Here is a 13,110-nt window from a genome sequence, read left to right as displayed (position 1 = left end):
GGACGTGCGGCTACTCGATGCCGAGCGCGGCGACGATGAGCGGGAACTGAACGGCGACGGCTTCCCACAGAACCTTCTCGTCGGTGCCGTCGTAATCATGGGCGATGAAGTTGCGGGCAGCTCGAATCCCGCGCCAGTCGACGTCGGAATGCGCCTCCCGGAACTCCTCGGGTAGACGGTCGGCAGCGGCCGAGAGATCGACGATGAGTGAACGCGCGATACGTCGCTGGTCGTCATCCTCAGGATCAGCAAATCGCTCATGCCCTCGTGCCGCAACTCGGCGGGCAGAGGCCGCGAACCGCGCAATGTCCGCGAGGATGGCAGGGGTCCTCGATAAGCGATCGTTGTTCATAGCGGCACAGCTTCGGCGAGAATGCCGCTCATCGCGGGACCAACACCGCGATCGGACACTACGTCGACCTCGACGCCGACAATCTCGCGCACGTCCGTCCTGAAGCCGGCCAGGTCGAACAGCGAAGCACGGGGACCGGGATGGACGAGCACGTCAACGTCGGAAGCATCGGTTGCGGTGCCGCGCGCAACGGAACCGAACACCCGCACGTCACTAAGCCCACGGCGTGCCGCCGCCTCGATGATGCTGCCGCGTCGCGCGCGAAGTCGCGCCATGCTCGGGCGGTACAGCGCCGCGTTCAAGCGTGCGAGGGTGTCGGCAGAGGGAGTGCGCCGACCCGTCTCATACGCGGCAATATTGGGTTGAGGAACGCCGGAGCGCAGCGCGAGCTCTCGCTGTGAGAGGCCCTCGCTGATCCGCGTCTGCCGGAGGCTCTCGTGACGTTGCGTCTGCGCCATACCAACATGATAGCGCAGCGATATCAGGCCGGTGAGACGCGCTCTAGTAATCGACGCGCCGGCCGAAGGTGCGGGGGCCGCGCGGCGGCGGCGAGCAGGTCGCCGCGGTGCGCAGACGCACGATCTCGTGCGGCTGCAGGCCGACGGATGCCGCGAAGTCATCGAGCGACGCGAATCCGCCCTTGTCCTCCCGCACCTTCACGGCCCGCTTGGCGGTGCGCCGGCTCATGCCCGGCAGCTTCTGCAGTGCGCTCACGGGTGCGGTGTTGACGTCGACGGGTTCGGCGGATGCCGCGCCCGAGGCGGCGACCGGCGCCTCGTACAGGTCGGCGCCCGATCCGCCGACCTCGTCGAGCAGTCGCCGTGCGTCGCTCAGCTGCTGCTCGCGAGCGGCATCCTGAGCCTTTCGCTTCTCGGCCGCGCGCTGCTGCTCCGCCTGCTTGGCCGCCGCCTTCGCGCGCGCCTCGGCCCGCTTCGACCGGCTGGTCGAGCGGGTGGTCGTCGTGCGGCTCTCGGTCACCGTCATGGTGCCGCCGGGAATCGTCGTCGTGCGCGTGGACGATGTGGCCGTCGGCGCGCGATGCCACGTGGTCGAGCGCGACCGCGAGGCGTTGCTTCCCGATCTGCGGGTCCACAGCAGTCGCAGCCACGTGGGGTTCACGGCGAGGCCCGCGACGATGCCGGCGAGGAACACGAGCGTCGCGGCGAGGTCGCCCCAGCGTCCCCAGAGGGGGAGGTGGGCGACGATCGCAGCGGCGGCGAAGAAGGCGGCGAAGCCGAACCAGCGGCCGCGGCGAGCGACAGTCGCGATGACGGCGAAGCCGAACCACGTGGCGAGGGGCCCGGGAATGAGGGTGAGCAGCAGCCAGGAGCTGCGTGCCAGCATCCAGCCGATGGAGGGCTTGTCGTCGTCGGCCATCAGGCGTAGTCCTTGACGTTCAGCACCATCGTGACGGTGTCGTCGGCGTCGCGAGTCTCGGAGACGAGGTCGAATCCGGCGGCGTCGGCGCGCGAGCGGATGCGCTCGGCGACCGCCTGCTGCACGCGCGCGGCGTAGGCGGCGTCGAGCCGGCCGACGAGCGCAGCGGCGTAGGCGGCGTCGACATCACGGCCATCGGTCGCGGTGAAGTGGGCCGCCCAGATGCCGCCGTCGGTCTGCGTCATCGTGATCGTGACGCCCTCGAGCGTCGCGCTCACCTCGGCGGCGCTGACGTGCGCCTGGCGCGCGCCGAGGTCCTCGAGAGCGGCGCCGAGCAGGGTGGGGTCCTTCATGCGCGTGCGCACCGACACGGTCGAGCGCTCCCGCAGCTCCGTCTCGTCGCGTCCGGGTGCGGCGCCCGTGTCCTCGTCGGTCGATCCGGCGACGGATGCCGCTCCCGCGACGCCGGCGGCTCCAAGGGAGCCCATGACGGCGAAGGCCAGGGGGACAAGCAGAAGGGAAACGCTCATGACACGAGCTCCTCTCGGTGCGGCGCTCGGCCGGGCTGGACGGATCGGGGCGGCGCGGATCGGGACGGCGCGTCGCCGCGCACGCCGAGGTCGTGGAGCAGGGCGTCGAGCGCGGCGTCGTCGGCCCAGCCGTTGACGGCGATGCGGCCGTCGCGGTGGATGCGCACTTCGAGGCGGTCGCGCTCACCGTCGGCGTCGATCGCGCGCACCCGGTCGGCGTAGCGCTCGCTCAGCGCGCGGATGCCCTGGTTCGTCGAGCCGATCCACGGTCGGCGGGCGTCGGGGTGCTCGCGCAGGTAGGGCCCGTCGCACAGCAGGTCGGTCGCGGCAAGCAGGCGCGCGATGTCGGGGCGGCGCCGCGCCCAGCGCTCGAGCGCGTCAAGCGGGTAGCCGCTGAAGCTCATCACGGTGAGCCCTGCGGCACGAAACGTCTCCGCCACGACGGCGAGAGCCGCGGCCTGGTCGAACGGCTCCCCGCCGAGCAGCGTGACGCCCTCGGCGCCGCCGGCCTGCGCTGCGGCGACCCACGCGGCCGCCGCGGCGGCGGCACCCGTCGCCTGTCCGCCTCGCGCGGCCCACATCTGCGGGTTGAAGCAGCCGGGGCAGCGCACCGCGCAGCCCTGCACCCACAGGGCGGCGCGCACCCCGGGCCCCTCCGCCTCGGTCGCCGGAAGGAACCGCGACCAGCGCAGCTGCTCGCTCGAGACTGCGGGCTCCCGCGCGCCGAGGCCCGATGCTCGCGCGGACGCGAGCGCGGCGGCATCCGGAGCCGACTCGGCGAACACCCTCATGACCGGTCCCAGTCCCGCTGCTCGGTCTCGGCGTCGCTGCCGACGCCCGCGTAGTCGTCGGTGAACGAGGAGGTCATGGTCTGCGCCTCGAGCAGGTTCTCGAGCGCGCAGATGTAGTCCATGCACTCGGCGCCGTGCATTCCGGCGGTCTCGGCGTCGACGGTTCCGTCGCGCCGCAACTTCACGATCAGCTGCTTGGCCACGCCACTCCTCCTAGTAGTCCACCGTGCGTCCGCCGCGCCGAGTCGACAGCGCGGGTGAGCGATCGGATGCCGCCGGCGGGGCCGCCTCGGCGGCGTCGAGGTCCTCCGTCCCCGTCGCCCGCACGGCGCGCTGCGCCGCCCAGTCGCGGATGACCTGCACTTCCTCGGCCTGCGTGACCGAGAGCGGGATCATCGTCTGCACGGCCTCGACAAGGTCGTCCTCGGTGACGGCGTGGCCCTCGCTGTAGCCGGCGTAGAGCGCGGCGATCACGGCCTGCTCGATCTCGGCACCCGAGTAGTTCTCGCTCGCCGCGACGAGCCGGTCGAGCGCGCCGGTGTCGGCGGCGAGCGCGTCGAGCCCATTGTTCTCGGTCGCGTTCATCTGCAGCTGGATGCGCCAGATCACGCGGCGCTCCTGCGCGGTCGGCAGGTCGACGAAGAAGATCTCGTCGAAGCGGCCCTTGCGCAGGAACTCGGGCGGCAGCGCGTCGATGTTGTTCGCCGTGGCGACGACGAACACGGGCCGCTCCTTCTCCTGCAGCCACGTGAGGAACGTGCCGAACACGCGCGCGCTCGTGCCCGAGTCGCCGGTGCCGGTCGTGTTCGAGAAGCCCTTCTCGATCTCGTCGACCCACAGGATGCACGGCGCCACGGCCTCGGCCGTCGCGATCGCGGTGCGCAGGTTCTGCTCGCTCGAGCCGACGAGGCCCGAGAAGATGCGGCCGATGTCGAGGCGGAGCAGGGGCAGGTTCCAGGATGCCGCCGTCGCCTTCGCCGTCATCGACTTGCCGCAGCCGGGCACTCCCGTGATGAGCACGCCCTTGGGGTTCGGCAGACCGTAGGCCGCGGCCTTGTCGAGCCACGCGCCGTTGCGGCGCGAGAGCCAGCGTTTGAGGTTCTCGAGCCCACCGACGTCGTCGAGGTCGATGCCGCTGTCGACGAACTCGAGCAGCCCCGACTTGCGCACGGTCTGCCGCTTCTCGTCGAGAACGACCGTGATGTCGGTCTCGCCGAGCGCTCCGTCGTTCACCATGGCCCGCGCGTACGCGTTCTCCGCCTCTGCCATGGTGAGGCCGAGCGCGGCGTGCACGAGCTTCTCGCGCACCGCGTCGTCGGCGTCGACGCGGATGCGGCCGCCGGAGTTGTTCTCGATCATCGTGTCCAGCAGCGAGCGGATCTCCTCCGCCGAGGGCAGCGGGAACTCCATCAGGTGCGTGAGCTTGTCGAGCTCGGGCGGGATAACGCGCACGGGCGAGGTCACGATCATCGCGCGGCTCGCCTCGCCGTGCCGGAAGTCGAGCACCGTCTCGCGCACCTTGCGGATCACCGCGGGCTCGCCGGGCCGGTGCTCCGAGCCGAAGTAGGCGTGCAGGTCGCAGAACACGAACACGCCCGCGTCCTTCTCGCCCGCCGCGTGGTCGAGCGCGCGCACGGGGTTCGTCGTGTTCGCGACGACCTTCCCGTCCGGTCCGCACAGGCCGACGGCGGAGGTCCACGTCCACACCGCGCGCGGGTGCCGCTGCGCCTTCGCGGCGTGCGCGATGTCGGCGATGACCCGCACCTCCTCGCTCGACTCGATGTACAGCAGCGGGAGGCGAGCCTTGAAGGCCTCGTCGAGGTTCTGCGCGAAAGTGGTCATTCCTGCTCCTGTTCGGTGGGAGTCGTTGTCTGCGTTGGCCCGGCGAGCTCGTCGATCGTGACGGTCCACTCGCCGTCGCCCGTGTCGGCCTCGATCACGAAGACGACGAGCGGCGCCTCGTCCCACGAGACCCGCGAGTCGACCTCGTCGGTCTCGATGATGGGACGTTCATTCTCGCGGACCGACACGAGCGAGACGAAGAAGATGCCAGTGCCGTGGTGCTCGAACCGGGCGCTCAGCGCGTCGCCGCGGTAAGCGAGGTACGCGTTCCCCGAGCCCGAGAGCGTGTCCTCGATGGGCGTCGACGTGATGCGCCGCGCCGCGAACTCCCAGTCCCCCGTCGACTGCACCCACAGCTGCGTCCGCTCCCCCGGCGGCACGACGAGCGTCGTGTCCCCGGCGTCGCCGAGGTAGCCGAGAGCAAGCGGCAGCCGCCGGTCGGCGGCGGGCACATCGATCTGCGAGCTCGGCCAGATGCGGAACGTCGTGAACGCGTCGATCCGCGTTGCCGTGAGCTCGATCGGCTCGTCGTCCGCCGCCGTCAGCTCGATGTAGCCGCTGCCCGAGCCCCGCCACACGCTGCCGTCGCGTTCGAAGCGCTGCGGCGACTCGTCGCTCCACGGGTTGCGCGCCTCCGCGCCGTAGAAGCCGAGCTCGCCCGTGCGCGGATTGATGAGGTAATCGGAGAGCATGACCGACGCGAGCACCATCGCCGTGATCGTTCCGGCGATCCACACGACGATGGAGAAGAATCGGATGCTGCGGCCCGCCGCGGCCGACACGGGCGCGCTCACGGCGTCCCCTCGTCCGCGCCGGGCGTCGCGCTCGGCGCCGGTTCGTCGGGCACCGTGATCGTCCACGCCGTCTCCTCGAACGCGTCGATGACGAAAACCGCGGCGTCGGAATCGGCCCAGGCGATCGTGCGGTCGACGTTTCCGCTCACGCTCAGCACCTGCTCGCCCACGAGACCGGCGACGACGGTCACGCGCAGCGAGTACTCTCCGCGCGCGCTCACGCGCGCCGAGGTGGCGGTGCCGCTGTACACGAACGCGGCGTCCCCGATCCCGCTCACGGTGCCGCTCAGCTCCGCGAGGGCGGGCTGGGTCACCTGGATGCTCCACGGCTCGTCGGCCTCTGGCCACAGCTCGAGGGCTGAGGCGGGCGGCATGATGTACTCCTGGTCGTACTCGGAGATCGTGAACCGCGCGGGGTCGTCGCCGACGTCCGTGAAGGCGAGCGACCCGTTCTCGCCCGTCACGCTCGCGCGCACGAAATCACCCTCGACGACGTGCAGGTGAACCGGCTTCGAGGTGTCGAGCCCCGTGAGCCGGATCACCTCGCCTGTCCGGCCGGAGTACACGTCGCCGTCGTGCGCGGCGAGCGTCGGATGCGGATTCAGCCACGGGTCGTCGGCGTAAGCGGCATCCGATCCGCTCCCACCGTCGCCGACGCCGAGCGCGTTCGCGCCCACGACGGCCACGACGCAGAGACCCACGATCCAGATGACGATGGAGAACAGGCTCAGGCGACGCCTCGCCGCCAGCGACACTCGCTCCGCCACGCCCGGCCCCCTCCCTGCAACGCCTCAAGCGTACTGAGCCGCCGCGGCGGGCGCAGTGGGGAGTTGTGCCCGTCCACAACCCCTCGCCCACCGTCGGCCGCGCCCGGTATCGTCGTGGAGACACCGGTGAAAGGAGCACACCATGAGATTCCGGAGCCTGCTGTTCGCCGCCGTCGTCGGCGGCGCCTGCTACGTTCTCGGCACGCGCGCCGGCCGCGGGCAGTATCGCACGATGAAGCGCTCGGTGAAGGCGTGGACGAGCCCCGCGACGAAGACGGCGCAGAAGCGCGTGAAGAAGCTTGCGAAACAGCTGAAGAAGGTCGGCTGACCGGTGGGCCTGTTCGTTCGAGCGTCGACGGCTCCTGAGAGCGAAGAGCACCCGAGCATCTGGCGCGACGGCTTCGGGCGGCTCGCCACGCGATGCGTTCAGATCCTCGCGGTGCTCGCGGTCACCGTCGTCGTCGTGTACGCGCTGATCCAGCTCAAGCTCATCCTCATCCCCGTGCTGCTCGCGCTCATCTTCGCGTCCGCGTTCAATCCGCTCATGCGGGCGCTGCGGAGCCGGGGCGTTCCGTCGGTTCTCGCGACGATCATCGCGCTCGTGTCGGTGCTCGTCATCATCGGCGCGGTCGTCTGGCTCGTCGTCTGGGCAGTGGAGAGCCAGTGGGACGAGCTCGTCGAGTCGGCGTCGAACGGGTTCACGACGCTGCAGGAGTACTTCGCGCACTTGCCGATCACGATCGACCAGGCCCAGATCGACGAGTGGCGTGATACCGCCGTCGGATTCCTCACGAGCAGCCAGTTCGGCTCCGGCGCCCTCGCCGGCGTCTCGGCGACGGCGAACTTCCTCACAGGACTCGTGCTCATGGTCGTCGTGCTGTTCTTCTTCCTCAAGGACGGCCCGAAGATCTGGGAGTTCCTGCTTCGCCCGTTCGTCGGGAAGGAGTACCAGCGGGCGATCCGCATCGGCGACAAGACCGTGGACACGCTCGGCGGCTATGCGCGCGGCACCGCCATCGTCGCCGCCGTCGACGCGATCGGCATCGGCATCGGACTGCTGATCCTGCAGGTGCCGCTCGCGATTCCGCTCGCGGTCATCGTGTTCCTGACGGCGTTCATCCCGATCGTCGGGGCGACGCTCGCGGGCATTCTCGCCGCGCTCGTCGCGCTCGTGACGAACGGCCCCGTGACCGCGCTCATCGTCGTCGGCATCGTCGTTCTCGTGAACCAGCTCGAGGGCAACTTCCTTCAGCCGGTCGTCATGGGCCGCTCGCTCAAGCTGCACGCTCTCGTCATCCTGCTCGCCCTGACCGCCGGCACGATCCTCGGCGGCATCATCGGCGCCGTCATCTCCGTGCCGACGGCGGCCGTCGCGTGGGGCATCGTGACGGTGTGGAACGGCGAGAACGAACCGGCGAAGCCCATGCAGCAGAAGCGGCCCGAAGTGACGTAACCCTCTCGCCGTCGCGGTGAGCGGGTCAGCTCACGGCCGCGCGGGGCCGCTCGGGCGGCACGGCGGCCAGGAGCGATCGCGTGTACTGCTCGCGCGGCGCGGAGAAGAGCTGCGCCGCGGGGCGGTACTCGATGCTCTCGCCCGCCCGCATGACGAGAACGTCATGGCTCATCTGCTGCACGATCGCGAGGTCGTGCGCGATGAACAGGTAGGTGAGCCCGAACTCGCGTTGCAGTTCCGCAAGCAGATCGAGCACTTTCGCCTGCACCGACACGTCGAGCGACGCCGTCGACTCGTCGAGGATCATCAGTTCCGGCTCGACGGCGAGGGCCCGCGCGATGCTGACCCGCTGCCGCTGGCCACCCGAGAGCTCGTGCGGGTAGCGCTCCGCGAACGCGGTGGGCAGCCCCACGAGATCGAGAAGCTCACGCCCCCGGGCACGCCGCGCGGCGGAGCCGTGCGCGAGGCGATGAACGCGCAGCGGCTCGGCGATCGAGGCTCCGATCGGATTGCGCAGGTTCAGCGAGGAGAACGGGTCTTGGAAGACCATGCTGATGCGTCGCCGCACCGCCCGCCGTGCCTGTCCCTTCACCTGGAGCACATCGACGTCCCCGTCACCGCCGTGTAGGCTGACCGCTCCAGCGTGCGGATCGACGAGTCCCGTGAGAGCACCGGCGACGGTCGACTTGCCCGATCCCGACTCCCCGACAAGCCCAAGGGTCTCACCCCGGCGAATGCGGAACGAGACGCCCTTCACGGCGTGCACGATGGAGCGCCCGACGGGGGTGGACACAGGGAAGCGCACGTCGAGCCCCTCGACGGAGAGGAGCGGCGAGCCGCCGTCGTCCTCGCTGTCGAGGACGGTCGGTTCTTCCGCGGCGCGGATCACGGGCCGCGCCGCAAGCAGCTCCCGCGTGTAGTCGTGCTTGGGCCGGTCGAAGATGTCGAGGACCGGCCTCTGCTCGACGACGCTCCCGCCACGCAGCACCGCGACGTCATCGGCGACCTGTCCGATCACGCCGAGGTCGTGGCTGACCCAGATGACGGCCGTGCCGAAGTCGTTCTGCAGCGCGCGAACGAGTTCGATGATCTGCGCTTGCGTCGTCACGTCGAGCGCCGTCGTCGGCTCGTCGGCGATGAGGACTTCGGGGTCGCAAGCGAGCGCTATCGCTATCATCACACGCTGTCGCTGGCCGCCCGAGAGCTGGTGCGGGTAGCTGCGCAGTCGGGATGCCGGATCGGGCAGACCGACGGCCTCAAGCAGCTCGAGGGCCCTCATGCGCGCGGCACGGCCGGATGCGCGACGATGCGCCTCGAGCGACTCCGTGATCTGCCGCTCGAGCGTGAGCATCGGGTTGAGCGACGTGCTCGGGTCTTGGAAGACGAACCCGATCCGGCCACCGTGCACGCTGCGCAGAAGCCGCGGCGACGCTCCCACGAGCTGCACGTCTGCGGCATCCGGTCGTGCGAGAACGCTCGATCCCGTGACCACGGCGCCCGGCGCGTCGAGAAGGCCCGTCGCGGCGAGCATCGTCATCGACTTGCCCGACCCGGACTCGCCGACGATGCCGAGCGTCTCGCCGCGGTGCAGCTCGAACGAGACGTTCTGCACGATCGGGCTGCTCCCGATGCTCACGCACAGGTCGCGGACGGTGAGCACGGCGTCGTTCATCGTTTCCTCCGGGCTTCGAGCATGGTGCGCTGGCGCGGGTCGAGCACATCGCGCAGGCCGTCACCGAGCAGGTTGAAGGCGAGAACGGTGACGAAGATCGCGGCACCGGGGAAGATGCTCATCCACCAGGCCTGGCCGAGGAAGCCCTGCGCGTCGAACAGCATCCGCCCCCACGACGGCGCGGGCGGCTGGATGCCGAGCCCGAGGAACGACAGGGCCGCCTCGGACAGGATCGCGAACGCGAGGGACAGCGAGGTCTGTACGATGACGGGGCCGGCGATGTTCGGCAGGATGTGCCGACCGAGGATGTACCAGTCGCCGGTTCCCATCGTCTTCGAGGCCTGCACGAACGGCTCGACGCGCACGCTGAGCGCACTCGCCCGCGCCACGCGAGCGAATATCGGCGTGTAGACGATGCCGATGGCGAGCATCGTCGTGGCCATTCCGGGCGCGAGGATCGCGACGATCGCGAGCGCCAGGAGCAGGACGGGGAACGCGAACATCACGTCGACGATGCGCATGAGCACGGTGTCGAGCCAGCCGCCCCGGTAGCCCGATACGACGCCGACGAAGACCCCGACGATGAAGGCGAACGCGACGCTCACGACGGCGATCTGCAACGACGCCCGCGTGGCGATCAGCACGCGGGAGAACACGTCGCGGCCGAGATCGTCCGTGCCGAACCAGTGCGCGGCGCTCGGACCGTTGAGGGCGTTCGCCACGTCGATCGAGTTCGCGCCGTACGGGGCGAACCACGGCCCGCCGACCGCGACGACGACGATAACGGCGAGCACGATCGCGCTGGCGACCGTGACCGGGTTGCCGAGGAGCAGCCGCCATGAGGCGATGCGCGCCGTGCCGGTCTCGCTCGCCTCAGCGGCGATCGTGGCGGGGAGAACAGCCGTCGCCGCGCCCCGTCGTGTCCTCTTTCGCGCGTCGCTCATTGCAGCCGGATCCTCGGGTCGACGACGGCGTACAGCACGTCCACGAGCAGGTTGATGAGAAGGAACAGAACCGCGATGAGCAGCACGGCGCCCTGGATGAGCGGATAGTCGCGCGACGCCACGGAGTCGTAGACGAGCCGGCCGAGTCCGGGCCAGGCGAACACGACCTCGACGACGATGACGCCGGCGAAGATCGTCGCGAGCTGGATTCCGGTGATCGTGAGCACGGGCACGAGCGCGTTGCGCACGATGTGACGGAAGGTGATGACCCGCTTCGAGAGCCCCTTCGACGTGGCCGTGCGGATGTACCCCGTCGACGCGACGTCGAGCACGGCCGATCGGATGTAGCGCGTCATGATCGCTCCCGCGACGATGCCGACCGTCGTGCCGGGCAGAATCACATGCCGCAGCCACCCGATGGGGTCCTCCGTGACGGCGGCATAGCCGGAGGTCGGCAGCCAGCCGAGCACGGAGGCGAAGAAGGTGATGAGGAGCATTCCCATCCAGAAGTCCGGAACCGAGACGCCGAACTGGCTCACGGTTCGCACGATCGCGTCGCTCACGCGCCCTTCGTGCAGCGCCGACCAGATCCCCGCGGGAATCGCGATGATCAGGGCGATGAGGATGCCGACGAAGGCGAGGGAAGCCGTGGCCGGCAGCCTGCTGAGCAGTGTGAGCGTGACCGGGTTCCCGTTCCGGAAGCTCACGCCGAGGTCGCCCGTGAGGGCGTTCCCCACGTAGGAGAAGAACTGCACCGCGAGAGGGCGGTCGAGACCGCTTGCCGCGCGGAGCGCATCGTAGGCGTCCTGGTTGAACCGCGTGCCGAGGGCGATCCGCACGGGATCGCCCGGCACGAGGTGCACGAGGGAGAACACGACGATCATCACTCCGAGCAGCACGACGGCGGAGTACAGCAGCCGCCGCGCGAGGAAGCGGATCGTCGAGTTCGATGCGAACGCCTTCATGCCGTGGCGAGCCCTATCCCATGCTCACGTCGCGGAAGCGGATGGCGCCGTCGCTGCGCGCCTCGTACCCCTTGAGGTCGCTGCTCCAGGCCTGGATCACCGACGGATTGTAGAGGTAGATGTAGCTCGCCTCGTCGGCGATGATCGTCGCCGCGTCCGCGTACAGCTGCTTGCGGGCGCTCTCGTCCGTCTCGGTGCGGCCGGCGTCGAGGAGCTTGTCGACCTCGGCGTTGGAGTACTTCTGGGCGTTGCTCGCGGCCCCGGTGTGGTGCTGCGCGTAGTAGAAGTCGTCGGGGTCGATGTTGCCGAGCCAGCCCATCATGAGCATGTCGAAGTTGCCCGTGTTCTGCTCGTCCAGCCAGGTGGCGAAGTCGACGGTGCGAATGTCGAGGGTGATGCCGAGGGGCTTGAGGTTGTCGGCGATGATCTGCGCCGCCGTCACGGTCTCGGGATAGTCCTGCGTCACGAGCATGTCGATGCTGAGATCGCCGACGCCCGCCTCGTCGAGAAGCTGCTTCGCCTTGTCGAGGTCGGTGCTGTACTTGTCGTACGGTGTGTACCAGACGCTGTCTTCGGGGATCGCGAGCTGGTTCGCCGTCGCGGTGCCGTAGCTCGTCGCCTGCACGATGGCGTCACGGTCGATTCCGTAGGCGATCGCCTGCCGCACACGCACGTCGTTCCAAGGCTCCCTGGCCTCGTTGAGCGCGAGATACCAGTAGTCGTTGCTCGCGGCGACATCGACCGTGACGCCGTCGGCGCCCTTCAGTCCCTTGACCTGCTGCGCGGGGATGCTGTCGGTCCAGTCGACCTCTCCTGACTTGAGCGCGGAGATGGCCGTGCTTCCTTCGGAGATGAACCGGAATGTGACTCCGTCGATCTTCGGCGCGCCGCCCCAGTAGTCCTCGTTCGCGGTCAGCTTTATCGAATCCCCGCTTGTGTATGAAGCGACCTTGAACGGCCCCGTGCCGACGGGCTTCGTCGTGATGTCGCCGCTCTCGACGTTGTCCTTGTCGACGATCGCCATGCCCTTGAACCCGCCGATGCTCGAGAGCAGGTTCGGCGTGGGCTGCGACACCGTGATGTCCACGGTGAGGTCGTCGACCTTCTTCACGTCGCTGACGGCGCTGAAGCGCCACGCGTTCGAGAGCTCGTCGTCGATGATGCGGTCGTACGAGTAGACGACGTCGTCGGCGGTGAAGTCGCTGCCGTCGTGGAAGGTCACGCCGTCGCGCAAGTGGAACGTCCAGGTCAGCTGATCGTCGCTGAGGTCCCACGACTCGGCGAGCGCGGGCTGCATCTCGAGATTCTCGTCGGGCTCGACGAGAGTGTCGAAGACGTTCTCCAGCACTTGGAAGGAGAAGTACGAGGTCGTCTTGTGTGGGTCGAGCTGGTCCGGCTCGCCGGCGATGGCGGCGACGAGGACATTGTCGCCGCCTCCGCCGTCGACGTCGACGCCTTCTCCGGCCGAGCACCCGCTCAACACAACGGCGCCGATGGCGACCGTACCGAACAACACTGTTGGCTTACGCATAGGGATCACGTCGCAATCACTTGGATGATGATTTGATCATTATGTGGCACTATTGTCCCGGGGGCAAGCGCTCCCGGCGAATGAGACTCATT

The 13,110-nt window shown here is 69.2% G+C and carries 15 protein-coding genes; 2 read left to right on the top strand and 13 right to left on the bottom strand.

Translation table 11 applies throughout. The features are described from left to right. Positions 1–10: 10 nt before the first annotated feature. The 9 genes from BLV49_RS06095 to BLV49_RS06055 are packed head-to-tail and all read right to left on the bottom strand — an operon-like array spanning position 11 to position 6,453. A complete protein-coding gene (locus BLV49_RS06095) occupies positions 11–352 on the bottom strand; it encodes a HepT-like ribonuclease domain-containing protein (RefSeq protein WP_091181386.1) in 342 nt (113 codons plus the stop codon). Beyond that, complete coding sequence (locus BLV49_RS06090; protein WP_091181384.1) at positions 349–810, bottom strand: helix-turn-helix domain-containing protein; 462 nt, start codon at positions 808–810, stop codon at positions 349–351. The genes BLV49_RS06095 and BLV49_RS06090 overlap by 4 nt, the downstream gene beginning before the upstream one ends. A 43-nt stretch (positions 811–853) precedes the next feature. Then, the gene (locus BLV49_RS06085) at positions 854–1,729 is read right to left on the bottom strand and encodes a ComEA family DNA-binding protein (RefSeq protein ID WP_091181381.1); all 876 of its coding nucleotides are present in this window, start codon (positions 1,727–1,729) and stop codon (positions 854–856) included. Then, entirely contained in the window at positions 1,729–2,259 is a 531-nt protein-coding gene (locus BLV49_RS06080) for a hypothetical protein (RefSeq protein ID WP_091181379.1), read from the bottom strand. Before BLV49_RS06080 ends, BLV49_RS06085 begins: the two co-directional genes overlap by 1 nt. Beyond that, positions 2,256–3,050, bottom strand: a complete 795-nt coding sequence (locus BLV49_RS06075; protein WP_091181376.1) for a 4Fe-4S single cluster domain-containing protein — start codon at positions 3,048–3,050, stop codon at positions 2,256–2,258. Before BLV49_RS06075 ends, BLV49_RS06080 begins: the two co-directional genes overlap by 4 nt. Continuing rightward, entirely contained in the window at positions 3,047–3,253 is a 207-nt protein-coding gene (locus BLV49_RS06070) for a DUF2997 domain-containing protein (protein ID WP_143033980.1), read from the bottom strand. The genes BLV49_RS06075 and BLV49_RS06070 overlap by 4 nt, the downstream gene beginning before the upstream one ends. Positions 3,254–3,263: 10 nt before the next feature. After that, the gene (locus tag BLV49_RS06065) at positions 3,264–4,892 is read right to left on the bottom strand and encodes an AAA family ATPase (protein WP_091181372.1); all 1,629 of its coding nucleotides are present in this window, start codon (positions 4,890–4,892) and stop codon (positions 3,264–3,266) included. Next, positions 4,889–5,752 carry a hypothetical protein gene (locus BLV49_RS06060; protein WP_091181369.1) on the bottom strand — a complete coding sequence of 288 codons (864 nt, stop codon included), beginning with the start codon at positions 5,750–5,752 and terminating at the stop codon, positions 4,889–4,891. Before BLV49_RS06060 ends, BLV49_RS06065 begins: the two co-directional genes overlap by 4 nt. Continuing rightward, positions 5,683–6,453, bottom strand: a complete 771-nt coding sequence (locus BLV49_RS06055) for a hypothetical protein (RefSeq protein ID WP_143033979.1) — start codon at positions 6,451–6,453, stop codon at positions 5,683–5,685. The genes BLV49_RS06060 and BLV49_RS06055 overlap by 70 nt, the downstream gene beginning before the upstream one ends. A gap of 142 nt (positions 6,454–6,595) precedes the next feature. Between BLV49_RS06055 and BLV49_RS06050 the strand changes: the two genes are divergently transcribed. Together BLV49_RS06050 and BLV49_RS06045 are read left to right on the top strand one after the other, a co-directional pair. After that, entirely contained in the window at positions 6,596–6,781 is a 186-nt protein-coding gene (locus BLV49_RS06050) for a hypothetical protein (protein WP_091181360.1), read from the top strand. 3 nt (positions 6,782–6,784) lie between these two features. Then, positions 6,785–7,906: an AI-2E family transporter gene (locus BLV49_RS06045; protein WP_091181356.1), complete on the top strand. Its 1,122-nt coding sequence runs from the start codon at positions 6,785–6,787 to the stop codon at positions 7,904–7,906. Positions 7,907–7,931: 25 nt separating this feature from the next. Here the strand turns inward: BLV49_RS06045 and BLV49_RS06040 are convergent, their stop codons facing one another. The 4 genes from BLV49_RS06040 to BLV49_RS06025 are packed head-to-tail and all read right to left on the bottom strand — an operon-like array spanning position 7,932 to position 13,018. Next, positions 7,932–9,578 (bottom strand): dipeptide ABC transporter ATP-binding protein, encoded by a 1,647-nt coding sequence (locus tag BLV49_RS06040; RefSeq protein ID WP_091181352.1) that lies wholly within the window; start codon positions 9,576–9,578, stop codon positions 7,932–7,934. Beyond that, the gene (locus tag BLV49_RS06035) at positions 9,575–10,522 is read right to left on the bottom strand and encodes an ABC transporter permease (protein ID WP_091181349.1); all 948 of its coding nucleotides are present in this window, start codon (positions 10,520–10,522) and stop codon (positions 9,575–9,577) included. Before BLV49_RS06035 ends, BLV49_RS06040 begins: the two co-directional genes overlap by 4 nt. Next, entirely contained in the window at positions 10,519–11,487 is a 969-nt protein-coding gene (locus BLV49_RS06030; protein ID WP_091181347.1) for an ABC transporter permease, read from the bottom strand. Before BLV49_RS06030 ends, BLV49_RS06035 begins: the two co-directional genes overlap by 4 nt. A gap of 13 nt (positions 11,488–11,500) precedes the next feature. Beyond that, on the bottom strand, positions 11,501–13,018 hold the full coding sequence (locus BLV49_RS06025; protein ID WP_091181344.1) for an ABC transporter substrate-binding protein: 1,518 nt from the start codon (positions 13,016–13,018) through the stop codon (positions 11,501–11,503). Positions 13,019–13,110: the final 92 nt, after the last annotated feature.

Source organism: Paramicrobacterium humi (genome assembly GCF_900105715.1).
Lineage (GTDB): Bacteria > Actinomycetota > Actinomycetes > Actinomycetales > Microbacteriaceae > Paramicrobacterium > Paramicrobacterium humi.
Note: the sequence above shows the minus strand (reverse complement) of the source record. Positions and strands in the feature narration are given on the sequence as shown.

Bases quoted from the DNA above. Each gene is read 5' to 3' on its own strand.
- BLV49_RS06040 (WP_091181352.1), bottom strand. From the start codon at position 9,578: ATGAACGACGCCGTGCTCACCGTCCGCGACCTGTGCGTGAGCATCGGG.
- BLV49_RS06030 (WP_091181347.1), bottom strand. From the start codon at position 11,487: ATGAAGGCGTTCGCATCGAACTCGACGATCCGCTTCCTCGCGCGGCGG.
- BLV49_RS06095 (WP_091181386.1), bottom strand. From the start codon at position 352: ATGAACAACGATCGCTTATCGAGGACCCCTGCCATCCTCGCGGACATT.
- BLV49_RS06025 (WP_091181344.1), bottom strand. From the start codon at position 13,018: ATGCGTAAGCCAACAGTGTTGTTCGGTACGGTCGCCATCGGCGCCGTT.
- BLV49_RS06075 (WP_091181376.1), bottom strand. From the start codon at position 3,050: ATGAGGGTGTTCGCCGAGTCGGCTCCGGATGCCGCCGCGCTCGCGTCC.
- BLV49_RS06080 (WP_091181379.1), bottom strand. From the start codon at position 2,259: ATGAGCGTTTCCCTTCTGCTTGTCCCCCTGGCCTTCGCCGTCATGGGC.
- BLV49_RS06090 (WP_091181384.1), bottom strand. From the start codon at position 810: ATGGCGCAGACGCAACGTCACGAGAGCCTCCGGCAGACGCGGATCAGC.
- BLV49_RS06065 (WP_091181372.1), bottom strand. From the start codon at position 4,892: ATGACCACTTTCGCGCAGAACCTCGACGAGGCCTTCAAGGCTCGCCTC.
- BLV49_RS06035 (WP_091181349.1), bottom strand. From the start codon at position 10,522: ATGAGCGACGCGCGAAAGAGGACACGACGGGGCGCGGCGACGGCTGTT.
- BLV49_RS06050 (WP_091181360.1), top strand. From the start codon at position 6,596: ATGAGATTCCGGAGCCTGCTGTTCGCCGCCGTCGTCGGCGGCGCCTGC.
- BLV49_RS06085 (WP_091181381.1), bottom strand. From the start codon at position 1,729: ATGGCCGACGACGACAAGCCCTCCATCGGCTGGATGCTGGCACGCAGC.